At 55.6% G+C, this 13,598-nt stretch carries 13 protein-coding genes; 3 read left to right on the plus strand and 10 right to left on the minus strand.

Features of this window, described 5'->3' with window-relative positions; translation table 11 throughout:
- Positions 1–8 precede the first annotated feature (8 nt).
- From PORUE0001_RS05490 to truA, 3 genes are all read left to right on the plus strand, one after another.
- On the plus strand, positions 9–554 hold the full coding sequence (locus PORUE0001_RS05490; RefSeq protein WP_007365513.1) for a 2-oxoacid:acceptor oxidoreductase family protein: 546 nt from the start codon (positions 9–11) through the stop codon (positions 552–554).
- Between the two features lie 168 nt (positions 555–722).
- Positions 723–3,176, plus strand: coding sequence for a type I DNA topoisomerase (topA, locus tag PORUE0001_RS05495; protein WP_007365501.1), 2,454 nt, complete (start codon positions 723–725; stop codon positions 3,174–3,176).
- Between the two features lie 22 nt (positions 3,177–3,198).
- A complete protein-coding gene (truA, locus tag PORUE0001_RS05500) occupies positions 3,199–3,987 on the plus strand; it encodes a tRNA pseudouridine(38-40) synthase TruA (protein ID WP_007365482.1) in 789 nt (262 codons plus the stop codon).
- A gap of 529 nt (positions 3,988–4,516) precedes the next feature.
- On the opposite strand, the gene PORUE0001_RS05505 is transcribed toward truA, so the two are convergent.
- From PORUE0001_RS05505 to PORUE0001_RS05550, 10 genes are read right to left on the minus strand one after another with little or no spacing between them, the layout of a single operon-like run.
- Positions 4,517–4,984, minus strand: coding sequence for a nucleoside deaminase (locus tag PORUE0001_RS05505; RefSeq protein WP_007365452.1), 468 nt, complete (start codon positions 4,982–4,984; stop codon positions 4,517–4,519).
- 3 nt (positions 4,985–4,987) lie between these two features.
- Entirely contained in the window at positions 4,988–6,097 is a 1,110-nt protein-coding gene (locus PORUE0001_RS05510) for a TlpA family protein disulfide reductase (protein WP_007365505.1), read from the minus strand.
- 18 nt (positions 6,098–6,115) lie between these two features.
- On the minus strand, positions 6,116–6,835 hold the full coding sequence (locus tag PORUE0001_RS05515) for an SIR2 family NAD-dependent protein deacylase (protein ID WP_007365470.1): 720 nt from the start codon (positions 6,833–6,835) through the stop codon (positions 6,116–6,118).
- 41 nt (positions 6,836–6,876) lie between these two features.
- Complete coding sequence (locus PORUE0001_RS05520; RefSeq protein ID WP_007365471.1) at positions 6,877–7,491, minus strand: ribonuclease HII; 615 nt, start codon at positions 7,489–7,491, stop codon at positions 6,877–6,879.
- 8 nt (positions 7,492–7,499) lie between these two features.
- The gene (locus tag PORUE0001_RS05525) at positions 7,500–8,726 is read right to left on the minus strand and encodes an aminotransferase class V-fold PLP-dependent enzyme (protein WP_007365515.1); all 1,227 of its coding nucleotides are present in this window, start codon (positions 8,724–8,726) and stop codon (positions 7,500–7,502) included.
- Positions 8,727–8,748: 22 nt separating this feature from the next.
- A complete protein-coding gene (gene menA / locus PORUE0001_RS05530; RefSeq protein WP_007365486.1) occupies positions 8,749–9,630 on the minus strand; it encodes a 1,4-dihydroxy-2-naphthoate octaprenyltransferase in 882 nt (293 codons plus the stop codon).
- A 33-nt stretch (positions 9,631–9,663) separates the two neighbouring features.
- On the minus strand, positions 9,664–11,040 hold the full coding sequence (locus PORUE0001_RS05535; protein WP_007365487.1) for an aspartate kinase: 1,377 nt from the start codon (positions 11,038–11,040) through the stop codon (positions 9,664–9,666).
- The gene (locus PORUE0001_RS05540) at positions 11,037–11,786 is read right to left on the minus strand and encodes a cell division ATP-binding protein FtsE (protein WP_007365472.1); all 750 of its coding nucleotides are present in this window, start codon (positions 11,784–11,786) and stop codon (positions 11,037–11,039) included. The genes PORUE0001_RS05535 and PORUE0001_RS05540 overlap by 4 nt, the downstream gene beginning before the upstream one ends.
- A gap of 26 nt (positions 11,787–11,812) precedes the next feature.
- Complete coding sequence (locus PORUE0001_RS05545) at positions 11,813–12,340, minus strand: NAD(P)H-dependent oxidoreductase (RefSeq protein WP_007365474.1); 528 nt, start codon at positions 12,338–12,340, stop codon at positions 11,813–11,815.
- A 6-nt stretch (positions 12,341–12,346) separates the two neighbouring features.
- Positions 12,347–13,036 (minus strand): outer membrane beta-barrel protein, encoded by a 690-nt coding sequence (locus PORUE0001_RS05550; RefSeq protein WP_007365468.1) that lies wholly within the window; start codon positions 13,034–13,036, stop codon positions 12,347–12,349.
- Positions 13,037–13,598 lie beyond the last annotated feature (562 nt).

Consider the following 13,598-nt stretch of genomic DNA (forward strand, 5'->3'; position numbering starts at 1 on the left):
GAACAACTATGAATTACGAAATAGTCATATCTGGCTTCGGAGGTCAGGGTGTACTCTCTATGGGTAAGATCATTGCTTACTCTGGTATCATGGAGAATAAGGAGGTATCCTGGATGCCTTCTTACGGACCTGAGCAGCGTGGTGGTACGAGTAACGTCACGGTCATCGTCAGCGATGAGCCTGTGAGCTCACCCGTTGTCAACGAGTATGATGTCGTCATCGTGCTCAACCAACCATCACTCGACAAGTTCGGTCCTCGTGTCAAGAAGGGCGGTATCCTGATCTACGACCCAGCTCTCATCCAGCACAAGTCTGATCGCAAGGACATCAACATCTACGAGGTCCCCGCTACGGAGCAGAGTATGGAGATGGGTAATGACAAGATCTTCAACATGATCATACTCGGTGGTATGCTTAAGGCCGCTCCTATGCTAAAGCTCGAGAGCATCATCGCAGGTCTTAAGAAGTCTCTGCCTGAGCGTCACCACAAGCTGATCCCCCTCAACGAGGAGGCTATTAAGCGCGGTATGAATAGTCTGAGCAAGGTCAACTAATCTAGGGAGACCCGCACACACTATATAATATAATGTCAAGGCGTCCGCCGATCTACTCGTTAGATTGACGGACGCCTTTCTCTTTTCGGCTAAAGCGTTCGTTTCCTTATAAAAGAGTACCTTTGCACCGATTGAGACTGAGGCAACGGTCTCAGATAGCGTGAGAATATGGCAAAGCAGAAGAACTTAGTAATAGTAGAGTCCCCCGCAAAGGCGAAGACGATTGGCAAATTCCTCGGAGCTGACTACAAAGTGCTCTCGAGCTATGGACACATACGTGACCTCAAGCCGAGCAGCTTTAGTGTAGACGTGGAGCACCACTTCGCACCCATCTATGAGATCCCCGCAGATAAGCAGCGTCTCGTATCGGAGCTTCGCAAAGCGGCTAAGGCGAGTGACGTCGTCTGGCTCGCATCCGATGAAGACCGCGAGGGAGAGGCGATCGCTTGGCACCTTTATCATGTGCTAGACCTACAGAACAAGGAGACACACCGTATCGCATTCCATGAGATTACTAAGAGCGCCATACAGCACGCCATACAGAACCCACGCTCGATCAACGAAAACCTCGTAGATGCTCAGCAGGCGCGCCGTGTCCTAGATCGTATCGTAGGCTTTGAGCTCTCGCCAGTCCTCTGGCGACGTGTCGGCCCCTCGCTCTCGGCTGGACGTGTGCAGAGCGTAGCCGTGCGTCTCATCGTAGAGCGGGAGCGCGAGATACTAGCCTTCCAGCCCGAGACCTCTTTTGCCATCTCATCTCGCCTAGAGACCAAGGGCGGAGAAACCTTTACTGCGACACTCCCTGACAACCTTCCCTCCGAGGAAGCTGCTCGCCAACTCATGCAGCGAGCTATCGATAGTCAGTCCACCTTTGCTGTGCAGCAGGTTGAGCAGAAGCCTGGGCGTCGCTCGCCATCGGCACCATTCACCACGAGTACGCTCCAGCAGGAGGCTTCTCGCAAGCTCGGTATGAGCGTTTCCAACACGATGCGTGTGGCGCAGGCTCTTTACGAGCGAGGTCTCATCACTTACATGCGTACCGACTCGGTCAATCTCTCCAGCCTCGCACTCCATGATGCCGAGACAGTAATCCTAGAGCAGTGGGGCGCCGACTACTATCAGCGCCGACATTACCACGTTAAGAGCAAAGGAGCGCAGGAGGCGCACGAAGCTATTCGCCCGACCTATCTGCGCAATGCCACGATACAAGGGACCAAGCAGGAGCAAGCCCTCTACGATCTCATCCGCAAGCGCACGCTCGCTAGTCAGATGGCCGACGCACGCATTGAGCGGACGATCGCGCAGATCGCTTCGCAGGGTGCAGAGCCCGTACGTCTAGAGGCTCGTGGCGAGGTCATCGTCTTCGACGGCTTCATCAGCGCTTACACGGAGAGCCGTGATGATGAGGAGGATACTAGTAGCAATGAGCTTCCCAAGCTGAAGGCCGGAGACCTGCTACAGCTACGAGAGATAGAGGGGCGCCAATCCTTTACCAAGCCCAAGCCCCGCTACACCGAAGCATCCCTCGTTCGCAAGATGGAGGAGCTAGGCATCGGTCGCCCGTCTACTTACGCACCGACGATTCAGACGATCCAAAACAGAGATTACGTTCGTCGTGGCGAGAGCCAAGGCGAGAGTCGCGCTGTGCTGTACCTCAGCTGGCAGCACAGCGCAGGAAATACAACTATCCAGTCGCACCAGCAGAAGGAGCGCTACGGTGGCGACCGTGGACGGCTGGTCCCCACTGATATGGGCATTGTGGTGACCGACTTCCTGACGGAAAACTTTTCCCGTGTCGTGGACTACAACTTCACGGCCGATGTCGAGGAGCGCTTTGACAAAGTTGCCGAGGGCGAGGCCCAGTGGCAGGATCTGATTGGAACGTTTTACGATAAGTTCCACCCGATGATCGAGGAGCAAAGCCAGTCAGGTGCCAAGCGCTATACAGGCGAGCGTCTGCTCGGCACCGATCCCGTCAGTGGCAAACCAGTTATCGCGCGCATCGGTCGCTACGGTCCGATGGTACAGATCGGAGAGGCGCCCGACAATGATCTGCCCGAGGCGGAGCGGGAGCGCTTGAAGCCACGCTTCGCCAGTATCCCCAGCAATCTGCTCATAGAGACCATCACGCTAGAGGAGGCGCTGAAACTCTTTGATTTGCCTCGCACGGTCGGTGAGTTTGAGGGAGGTGACGTAGTCGCTGCCGTAGGTCGCTTCGGCCCTTATCTACGGCACAAAGGAGCCTTCACCTCAATCCCCAAGAGCAGTGGCCTGACGCCCGAGGAGATAACGCTCCAGGAGGCGATTGAGCTGATTGAGGAGAAGCGTCGCAAGGACGCTGCCAGTCTGCTCAAGAGCTTCCCCGAGGACCCCGACATTGCAATCCGTGACGGACGCTGGGGCGCTTACATCAAGGCGGGCAAGAAGAACTACAAGCTCACCAAGGAGCAGAAAGCTGACCCCACGAAGCTGACATACGCCGAGGTCGTCGCCATCATCGCTGAGCAAGACAAAGAGACCCCGAAGAAGGGACGTACCACGACGAAGAAGACTACAACGAAGAAGGCGACTACCACTGCCAAGAAGGCGGCGCCTAAGCGTAGTGCAGCCTCTAAGTCTTGATAGCTCCCCACCCTCAAAAGCCATGGAGGCTCCCATACAGCGTGTATTCCTCGAGGTAGCTTACGACGGCACCAACTACTGTGGCTGGCAGGTACAGCCCCGTGGTGTTTCGGTGCAGTCTGAGCTAGAGCGCGCCCTGTCCATGCTCTTTCGCCAGCCGATCTCGGTCACGGGAGCTGGTCGCACAGACGCTGGGGTGCACGCCTACAGTATGATGGCACATGCCGACCTTCCGATCCCGCACCCACCGCTAGCACAGATACAGAGAGGCTTGTGTGGCATACTGCGTGGTGGCATATCCGTTCGCTCTGTCACGCCCGTCATCCCGACAGCGCACGCCCGCTTTGACGCTACCTCACGAAGGTATCACTACTACATATCGGCTTGTAGCAACCCCTTCTGGGGTGACTACTGCTGGGAGCGACGCACGCTCCCCGATATGGAGCTGATGAACGAAGCTTGTCGCCACTTCATCGGTGAGCACGACTTCACCTCCTTTAGCAAGTTACACACGCAGACGAAGCACAATCGCTGTACCGTCTACACAGCGCATTGGGAGCAGGTCGAGATGCCTGGTCTCTGGGATGCGATGCGCTACGAGGTGTGTGCCAATCGCTTCCTCCACGGCATGGTGCGTACGATGGTTGGGACGCTCCTTGAGGTGGGCTACGGACAGCGCACACCAGACTCTATCGCAGAGCTGATCCAGAGAGAAGACCGCACGCTAGCCGGCTCGGCAGCTCCAGCCCGTGCGCTCTTCTTCGTCGAGGCCACCTATCCCGACTCGATCTATAGCCTAGATCCTCAGTAAGAGCCTCATCGGCTACACACGCTCTCGTCACATTCACTTCCTAAAAACAGCTCTTCAAGGGTTGTCGTACCTACGGCAACTCCCATGTCGTTTGCGCAAATTCCAGTTTCTTCCGCATGAAACTCCAGTTTCTTCCGTATGAAACTCCAGTTTCTTCCGTATGAAACTCCAGTTTCTCTCGTATGAAACTCCAGTTTCCCCCGTATGAAACTCTAGTTTCACCCATATGAAACTTTAGTGCCAAAGGGGGATGAAACTTTAGTTTCACTAGGTGAAACCAAGGTTTGGCGTGGTTTTGCTCCGACGGCTCAGAGGCATTCGTCGCGTACCGCTCCAACCAAAGGCATAAAGGTCAAAACAAAAAACGGCCACAAGAGTGACCGTTCTCCGTTCAATAACTATTTAATTGATGATTCCTACAAGCTACCTCTTGGTCTAGTACACTTATCGGAGTAAGAATATCAAGTGCACTTGGAATTTCTCTGTAAATAGGGGCATTTATCAAGTATACTTGAAAATTCTGGAGCGGTTAGCGAGAGCGGCGCTTGCGCTGGAAGTAGGAGACCATCAGTTCGCGGCACTCCTCCTCACAGACACCTCCCATGACGACACTCTTGGGGTGGGGGAGCGTACTGCTGTAGCGCATGTAGCCGCCCTTGGGGTCAGCAGCGCCATAGACGATACGTCCTATCTGTGTCCATCGCAAGGCACCCATACACATGGGGCAGGGCTCGACGGTCACGTAGAGCGTGCACTGCGGGAGGTACTTGCCTCCGATGGCTGCAGTGGCCTGCGTGATGGCAAGCATCTCGGCGTGTGCCGTGGGGTCGTTGAGCAGCTCAACTTGATTATGACTCTTTGCTAAGATGCGTGTGCCGACCGCTATGACAGCTCCGATGGGCACTTCGTCAGCTTCGTAAGCTACGAGAGCCTGCTGGAGGGCTAGCTGCATCATGCGCTCGTCTAGGAGTGGATCTATGGGAGGGAGCCCAGTCATACCTTAGCGATGATAGATTGACTCGAGCGTGTCGAAGAGCTCGGCACCACGTAGGGAGCGTGCGGAGATTGTCCCGTCGGGCGCTATCAGCATGATCTCGGGGATGCTATAGATCCCGTAAGTGATGGATGTATGGGCGGTAGGCTCATAGAGTTGTGGCCACTGGAGCTGGTACTCGGACTGTAGCATCTTTAGATTGTACCGATCGTCCCAGAGGAAGATGCCGACCATGTTTAGTCCGCGCTCATGGTAGATTTTGTAAGCTTTGATCAGGTTAGGCATCTCGTCTAGGCAAGGTTTGCACCAGCCAGCCCAGCAGTGCAGGAGGGTGTAGCAGCCTGGGAGCAACTGCTCGGATAGGGAGGTCGTATCGCCCTCTAGTGTCTCTAGGGGAAGGTCTATGATGGGGGTGCCAGGAGCAGTACGGTAGAAGTTGTCTACGGTGCTTAGGTAGAGATCTATCTCTTTATTCTTCAAGACGAGGGGTCCCATATGGCTTCGCACGAAAGGCGCCGTCTCGAGGAGGCTCTCATAGTTGATCGTCAGGAGCATTACCGAGGCGATGATTCCGACGGGGTCGTTGGGGTGGCGCAGGCAGTAGTCTTTAGCCAGTGCGGTGTAGTTGTCGATAGCGGACTTAAAGCCTTGATCGAAGGCGTCATAGAGCGCACTGTCGGGCGGTACGTTGGCCAGCTTTCGCTTGAAGTCTCCTCCCAAGCTGTCGAGGGAAACGTAGAGGCGGTCGAGCTCTTGATTGAGATAGTCACCCTCGATTAGTCTACGCTTGATGAAGTCAATAACGAGTGGCTGTGTCGAGAGGACGATTGGGATAGGTTGCTCTCCAGTTATCTCTAGGTAAGCGATGTCTTGGCCCATGCTGTCCACATAGTCTCCCTTGAGGTGAAACTCCCCTTTGTACACAAAGCAACTGTCGATGGTTTTACCGTCTAGAGTCAACTTGAGCAAAGGCGGGTCGGCACCTTCCTGCGCATCGGTGTATCCTGATATGTGGTATCTCTGTTGCTTGTGGCAACTGCAGAGGAGGCTCAGCACAAGGATGAGGAGCAGGAGGAGTGTCCTAGAGAGGCGTCGCTGTGTGGTGTGAGTAGACATGAGCGGAGGAAAGGACTATTACGACTGAGGCATCAAGATGTCGAGCAACTCTTTGACCCCTTGCGTGGCAACCTTCTGAATGTGTGTGACATGAGCGATGCCGTGCGTATTGACCTCTTTGGGATCAATGAGGTAGATGGGAGTCCCGTTGGGAACGTAAGCGAGGAGGCTCGCAGCGGGGTAGACATTGAGCGAGGTGCCGACGACCACCATAATGTCTGCCTGGCTTGCCTCACGGATGGCTGGCTCGATCATGGGGACTGCCTCGCCAAACCATACAATAAAAGGTCTCAGCTGCGACCCGTCGGGAGCGAGATCGCCCACATGCAGGTCGGGATGCTTGGGATCGACGGGGTAAGTCTTCTGGGTATTGCGCACGGAGCAGTTTTTCATCAACTCGCCATGGAGGTGGATCACTTTGCTGCTGCCAGCACGCTCGTGGAGGTTGTCCACATTTTGCGTCACGACGGTCACATCGTACTGACGCTCCAGCTCGGCCAGTCCATAGTGTGCCGCATTGGGCTCGCAGCCTACATAGTCACGACGACGAGCATTGTAAAAGTCTAGCACCAACTGAGGATTGCGTACGAAGCCCTCGATGGAGGCTACGTCCTGGACGGGGTAGTTCTCCCACAGCCCGTCACTATCTCTAAAGGTGGATATGCCACTCTCGGCACTGACGCCAGCACCGGTGAGGATGACCAGCTTGCGCTTCGCTTGATTGCTTGGATTAGTCATAGTGTCTGTCTTTTTTATAGTGTGCGCCTAAGGTACGAAACTTATTTCTCAAGGTCAAATAAGGGCTCGGGCTGCAAGAGTTGAAAGCCCTGTCGGTGTAATGGACAGGAGCCGTGCTGGCGGATCCCCTCACGGTGCTGCGCTGTCGGGTAACCTTTGTTTTGCTCCCAGCCGTAGTGCGGGTATTCTAGCGCTTGCTGTGTCATATACTCGTCTCGGTGCGTCTTGGCAAGGATAGAGGCGGCAGCGATGGCTAGATAGCGGTCGTCGCCCTTGACGATGGTGTGGTACTCAACCTCGTCGGGGCGTGGGTCGTAGTAGTTACCATCGATGAGCAGACGCTCCGGTGTGCAGGACAAAGCCTCGATGGCGCGCTGCATGGCAAGCATAGAGGCATGGAGGATGTTGATCTGCTGGATCTCCTGAACGGTTGCCACGCCCACGGCCCACGCTGTGGCGTGCTCCTCGATGAAGTGGCGTAGCTCTTCGCGTTGCTTTGCGGTGAGCTTCTTACTATCTCGCAGATGCGGGTGGTCTAGCGTGTCGGGCCAGATGACTGCTGCCGCGTAGAGGTCGCCAGCGAGGGCTCCTCGTCCAGCCTCGTCACAGCCGCACTCGATGAGTCCGTCCGATGCGTAGCGATGTAGTAAGGACATAGCCACCTTTAGCCTAGCATGGTGAGCGCACGGTGTAGCGCTTTCGCAAAGATCTCTAGATCCTCGTGCGTGTTGTACAGACCGAGGGAAGCTCTGATCGTGGCGTGGTGTCCCATACCCTCGATGAGCGGGATGGCGCAGTGATGGCCCGTGCGGAGTGCTACACCCTGCTGGTCTAGGAGCAGACCGAGATCGTAAGCGTGTGCCTGATGGCTGATGAAGGTGACGACGGCTCCCTTGCTAGGGGCGGTACCGAGGATCTCAAGCGAAGGCTCCTGACTGATGATCTGCGTGAGATGCTCTAGGAGCTCGGTCTCGTAAGCGTGGATGCGGTCCAGGCCTATAGCGGAGATGTACTCAACGGCTGTGGCGAAGGCGTGCGAGCCGATGAAGTCGGGCGTACCTGCCTCAAACTTGTACGGCAGTTCGTTGAAGGTGGTCTCCTCAAAGGATACGTGCTCGATCATTTCGCCACCATACTGGTAGGGCGGTATCTGCTCAAGGAGCTTGCGCCGTCCCCATACGATGCCAATGCCTGTGGGGCCGTACACTTTGTGAGATGAGCAGACGTAAGCGTCGATGCCGAGCTCCTGCACATTGACCGACATGTGGGGCGCGGACTGTGCTCCATCGACGATGATGATGGCGCCTTTGTCGTGGGCCAGACGAGCTAGCTGTGCGATAGGATTGACCGTGCCGAGGACGTTGCTCACATGTGCCACGGAGACGATCTTAGTGCGGTCGGAGAGTAGCGCCTCAAAGGCGGGGAGGTCCAGCGAACCGTCCTCTAGAAGCGGAGCGACACGCAGATGCGCTCCTTTGCGTAGGCAGAGCTGTTGCCACGGCACGAGGTTAGCGTGGTGCTCCATGGCGGTGATGAGCACTTCGTCATCGGGACCGACGAGCGTTTCGCCAGCCGTAGAGGCTAGCAGGTTGAGCCCTTCGGTGGTGCCACGTGTGAAGATTACTTCGTTAGGGTCGGACGCACCGATGAAGTGTGCCAGCGTGGCACGCGCAGCTTCGTGACGATCGGTCGCCTCACGGCTAAGTTGGTAGACGCCTCTGTGGACGTTGGCGTTGTATCGTGTGTAGCCCTCGGTGATAGCATCGATGACCACTTGGGGCTTTTGTGTAGTGGCACCGCTGTCTAGGTAGACCCAGCCAGGCTGCGCTGAGGCGTAGTGCTGTATGAGCGGGAAGTCTAGACGATATGAGGAGAGGTCTGTGGAAGACATAAGGATAAGAGAAATGTTTTGACTAAAGCAACAGCCCGTCAATCAGATAGGCTGCTATATGTACGACGGCTAGCAAGACGACCCCTAGGGAGGTGCGCCTGAGCACAGCGTTGAGCTGGCTGCCAGTCACATGGATCATCTGACGGTATACGGATAGCGCGTAGAGAAGGTAGGGGAGGAGTAGGACGATGCCCCAGATGTTTCCCTTGAAGGCAACGATGGAGAGGAGCCATGCGAGGAGTATGTTGGCCAAGTAAAACTTCGGGGCGAACTCTTGGCCGAGACGTACGATGCTCGTTCGCTTATTGTTTTTGCGATCCTCCTCGTAGTCTCGGTAGTTGTTGACCACAAGGATATTGACCGCCACCGCTCCCATGGCTGTTGCCACGAGAAAGCTCTGTGTCGTGACCGCTCCTGTCAGCAGGTAGTAAGTGGTTATCACAGCGACCCAGCCGTAGAAGGTCATCACCGCCACGTCACCTAGCCCAAGGTAAGCGAGCGGGAAGGGGCCACCTGTGTACATCCAGGCGAAGAGTATGATGAGCGCCCCGAGGAGTAGTAGCCATGGGCTAGTCAGCAGGCAAAGGGTCACCCCCGACACGGCTGCGATGAGCCCCCAAAAGAGAGCCACCCCGATGATGTCACGCTCTCGCAATTGACCCGAAGCGAGCGGACGGCTAAAGCCTACGCGCTCCTCGCCATCAGCGCCACGCTTGAAGTCGTAGTAGTCGTTGCAACAGTTCGAAAAGGATTGCGCCGACAGCCCCACGACAAGGCAGAGCGTCCCGATGAGCCAGTTAGAGTCGCCCTGTAACCAAGCCAAAGCGATGGCAACGGCTATCGGTGCTAGCGAAGCTGGCCAACTGTACGGTCGTGAGACCGAGATGAATTGCTTGAGGGTCATAACGTAGAGCGAGTGTCTCCAGGCTACACTTTATTATAGTACCTCTGGTCCTGGCGTACGCAGATGAGCGAAGAGGTGATCCGAGAGATAGACCATCGCACGCTTCTTCTCTTCCGTTGCGATGACTAGGTCAATGCTGTTGCTGCTAGTCCCATAACAGATAAGCCGTACAGCGACATCGTCCACCGCCTCGAGGATACGCGCCTCAAAGCCTATGCGATGCCAACCCATATCTCCGACAATTGCCAGGATCGAGAGGTCGCTCTGCACGGAGCCCTCTGCCCAGGGAGTCATCTCCTTGATCAACGTATCTATAGCCCCCGAGTCCTCCTCCGTGACGATGACGTAGCCATCGCCCGAAGCCATCAAGATGTCCGGCTCTATGTGCAGACGGTGCATAGCCTCCGTCAGCGTAATGAGGAATTGCCCCGTAGAGACGTCGCTATTGCTCAGATGTTTCAGCAGAAGCGTCACGACACACATCCCGTCCTTTGCCGAGATTGCTTTGATCATATCTCTGTTTGTCACATGAGATATGAGCGTGCCAGGGGCCGAGGGGTCGAGCGTGTTGAGCAGTCGCACTGGGATACCCGCACGTCGTGCTGGCTCGATGCAAGCAGGGTGCAATATCTTAGCACCGCAACGCGCTAGCTCGGCTGCCTCGCCAAAGCTCAGACGACGCACTGGCGACGTCATATTGACCACCCGCGGATCGTTGTTGTGTAGCCCGTCAATGTCGGTCCATATCTGTATCTCCTCAGCTTGTACCGCCTCGCCAATGAGCGTAGCGCTGTAGTCGCTTCCGCCACGACGTAGGTTGTCCACCTCGCCGAAAGCGTTGCGACAGATGTACCCCTCCGTGAGAAAGAGCGCCTCCGCATCGCGCACCCCCTCGACCATCGGACGCAACCGCTGAGCGATGTACTCGATGTCTGGTCGTCCCTCGTGAGTAATGCGCATGAAGTCTAGCGCCAAGAGCTTGTGCGGTGTGATCCCCTCGTAGAGCTGTAGCGTGAGCGCCATCAGAGCGGTACACATCATCTCTCCGCAGGCGAGGATCTGCTTCTCGTCGTTGTGGGTAAAAGCCTCGTTGAGCGTCTGTAGCAAGAGGCTATCCAAGATTGGGGTCAAAGCCTCCTCCGCCAGTTGCTGGTGTAGCTCATGCCCCGCAAAAAGCTCCGGCACCACATTGTCTATGTAGCGGCTGCGGAGCATCTCCACATGACGGGTCGCACGGTCACGCTCGCCAGAGGTAATCAGCTGCGTCAGCGTCACGAGATCGTTCGTCGTGCCTGCCATAGCCGAGAGTACCAGCGTCTTGCGCCCTGGTATACATGCCACTAGATGCGCTACCGAGCGTATGCGATCTGGTGAACCGACAGAGGTGCCGCCAAACTTCAGTACGATCATAGCGCTACTTCAATAGGATCTGTAAAAGGCTCAGAGCTAGTTCCCTCAACTTGCTCTAGGGTAGGGGATAAGTCAATGCGCTCCAGCGTACGACTCTCCAGGTTGATATGGTATCTCGTAGCGGGTAGCTCCTGTATGAGCGTCTCATTGTGCGTGCTCATCAGCACTGCTACGCCCTCCTTAGCCAGGGACTGGATCAGTTGACCGATCAGTAGCGACGTCTCACTGTCTAGTCCCGTCGTAGGCTCATCAAGTAGGATCAGACGTGGACGTACGACTAGGGCACGCGCTATGCAGATACGCTCAGCCTCGCCACCGCTCAGCTCGTGCGGGTACTTGTAGTGCTTGCCCTCCATGCCGACCTGCTTCAGCGCCTCCTCGATACGCATAGCACGCTGCTCTCGCTTTTTCACTCCCACAGCACGCAAGACGAAGTCTAGGTTGCCCTGCACCGTGTAGTTATATAGGAGCTGCGCCTGTGACTGGAAGACGATCCCCAGCGAGCGCCTCAGAGCTTGTCGCTGACGTACGGACATGCGGTGCAGGTTGTAGTCCAGCACTTTAGCGACGCCTCCCTTAGGCGCCAGCTCGCCATAGAGTAGCTCTAGAAGCGAACTCTTGCCACTCCCCACGGGTCCCGTAAGGTAGGCAAAGTCCCCCGCTTCGAGCGATAGTGTGACGTCTCGTAGTAGTTCATGCTCCTGGCGTGATACCGTGACGCCCTGTAGGTCAATGATCGTACTCATAAGTGGCTAACGTCTAGATTAAATGTTTACTGTAGCGCAAAGCGCAGATACGCCTCGCAGTTTGCTGGCAACCTCTCGGCGACCGTATCGCTATAAGTATCGTAAAAGGCGTGATGCCCTATATAGTCAGCTCGTGCGAAAGCTGCTAGCCCCTCATATGGTGTGAGGAAAGTCGCTAGCGTATGCTTTTGAGATCCGCCCTCGCAGAAGTTTGCCTCAGCGCTACCGCATGAGACAGCAACACCGAGCTGACGACCAACCCATGCGTCGCCCCCCTCACCGAAGGCCCAGCCCTCGCCAAAGACCTCGTCAGTCCACTGCTTCAAGATCGCTGGAGCGGAGTACCAGTAGAGGGGGAACTGTAGTATCACACGATCGTGACGCTCCACGAGCGCACGCTCATGCGCCACATCTATAGGCGTCCCCGTGGGGTAAGCGTCACAGAGGCTATGTATCGTAGCGTGCCCCGTGAGCGCCTCCATCCAAGCTTTGTTGATGACAGAGTGCTCCAAGTCGGGGTGCGCTACGATGATCAGCGTATTATGATTCTTCATAAGGACTTAGAATGTAAAGCCAGCACCGAGATAGAAGGAGGTATTGCGCATAGCCTTCTGACCAAGCTTCTCTATCTTGGGATCATTCTTCTCAAGCTTCAGTTCATCGACGAAGCCCAAGTCAGCACCTAGCATACCGTACCACGAGCCGAAGGTTACCTTAGCCTTAGCACCCAGACCGATGTCGTAGCGCTTGAGCTTGGCGCTATCCATTCCGAGGATACCATCCTTGTAGACGTTGTAAGTCTTCTGGATATCGTCTAGGATCTTGCCCTGGCTAACGGTCGCTCCTAGAGCGTAAGCAAAGTAAGGACCAGCCTCTATGGAGCAACCGATGCGAGGCGTCACGTTCAGGCGCACACCCACGTTGATGGGGATCTGCATATAGTGGCTGTAAACCTTGATGTCGCCACTCTTCCCCATCAAGTCGAGGACTGTATACTGATTTCCCTTCATCGCAAGAGATAGTCCCGTGCCGACGTACATCATCTTGCCCACGTTGACATCCAGTCCAGCACCGAGACGGTAGCCGACGAAAACCTTGTTTTCAGAGACATCTTGGAGAGTCTTGGCTTGTGAAAGGTTAAAGAGCGGAGCTGCGTCAACGTAGATACGCAGAGGCATCTGAGCCTGCGCCGTGCCACCGAGAGCGCAGAGCGCCACGAGTGAAAGTAGTAGTGTACGTAGTCTTGTCATAGTAGTATATGTATAAGCTAAAGTTGCAATTACTCCTCAAAAGTACAACAATCTTGCGAGATGAGTAACGATGAGACGTGTACCCCGCCGTGGAAACGCTCGGTCGATACGTGTAACCCGCTGTGGGGACGCACGGGAGTGTCTAGCGGGAGGGCGTCCGTTGTAGTACAGCAAGACGTGTGACGGTTGTAGGAACGCTCGGTCGAGCGTCCGTTGTGTCAAAGCAAGACGTGTAATCCGCCGTATGGACGCACGGGAGTGTCTACAAAGGGTTACACGTCCCGTGTGACCCCCACAACGGGTTACTTGTCCGATCCCTCCGACCTCTAACCTCTAATCTCTCATCTCTAACCTCTAATTTCTCATCGTCTAACCTCTAACTCCCTCAATGCACTTCGAAACCCTTCGACACCCTAGACCCCACACCTCCGAGGAAATCGAAAATCTCCAGGGAGCAAACGAAAATCCTCCACGGAGGCATAAAAAAAATCTTCCGAACTTTGATTTGCTTCTTCCGAAGTTTCATTTCATTCTTCCGAACTTTTATTTCGGCCCTCCGTGG

This window comes from Porphyromonas uenonis 60-3, assembly GCF_000174775.1.
GTDB classification, from domain to species: Bacteria; Bacteroidota; Bacteroidia; order Bacteroidales; family Porphyromonadaceae; genus Porphyromonas; species Porphyromonas uenonis_A.

What these genes read in the sequence shown, in the direction of transcription:
- PORUE0001_RS05490 (WP_007365513.1), top strand. Translation starts at nt 9, where the DNA reads ATGAATTACGAAATAGTCATATCTGGCTTCGGAGGTCAGGGTGTACTC.
- topA (WP_007365501.1), top strand. Translation starts at nt 723, where the DNA reads ATGGCAAAGCAGAAGAACTTAGTAATAGTAGAGTCCCCCGCAAAGGCG.
- truA (WP_007365482.1), top strand. Translation starts at nt 3,199, where the DNA reads ATGGAGGCTCCCATACAGCGTGTATTCCTCGAGGTAGCTTACGACGGC.
- PORUE0001_RS05505 (WP_007365452.1), bottom strand. Translation starts at nt 4,984, where the DNA reads ATGACTGGGCTCCCTCCCATAGATCCACTCCTAGACGAGCGCATGATG.
- PORUE0001_RS05510 (WP_007365505.1), bottom strand. Translation starts at nt 6,097, where the DNA reads ATGTCTACTCACACCACACAGCGACGCCTCTCTAGGACACTCCTCCTG.
- PORUE0001_RS05515 (WP_007365470.1), bottom strand. Translation starts at nt 6,835, where the DNA reads ATGACTAATCCAAGCAATCAAGCGAAGCGCAAGCTGGTCATCCTCACC.
- PORUE0001_RS05520 (WP_007365471.1), bottom strand. Translation starts at nt 7,491, where the DNA reads ATGTCCTTACTACATCGCTACGCATCGGACGGACTCATCGAGTGCGGC.
- PORUE0001_RS05525 (WP_007365515.1), bottom strand. Translation starts at nt 8,726, where the DNA reads ATGTCTTCCACAGACCTCTCCTCATATCGTCTAGACTTCCCGCTCATA.
- menA (WP_007365486.1), bottom strand. Translation starts at nt 9,630, where the DNA reads ATGACCCTCAAGCAATTCATCTCGGTCTCACGACCGTACAGTTGGCCA.
- PORUE0001_RS05535 (WP_007365487.1), bottom strand. Translation starts at nt 11,040, where the DNA reads ATGATCGTACTGAAGTTTGGCGGCACCTCTGTCGGTTCACCAGATCGC.
- PORUE0001_RS05540 (WP_007365472.1), bottom strand. Translation starts at nt 11,786, where the DNA reads ATGAGTACGATCATTGACCTACAGGGCGTCACGGTATCACGCCAGGAG.
- PORUE0001_RS05545 (WP_007365474.1), bottom strand. Translation starts at nt 12,340, where the DNA reads ATGAAGAATCATAATACGCTGATCATCGTAGCGCACCCCGACTTGGAG.
- PORUE0001_RS05550 (WP_007365468.1), bottom strand. Translation starts at nt 13,036, where the DNA reads ATGACAAGACTACGTACACTACTACTTTCACTCGTGGCGCTCTGCGCT.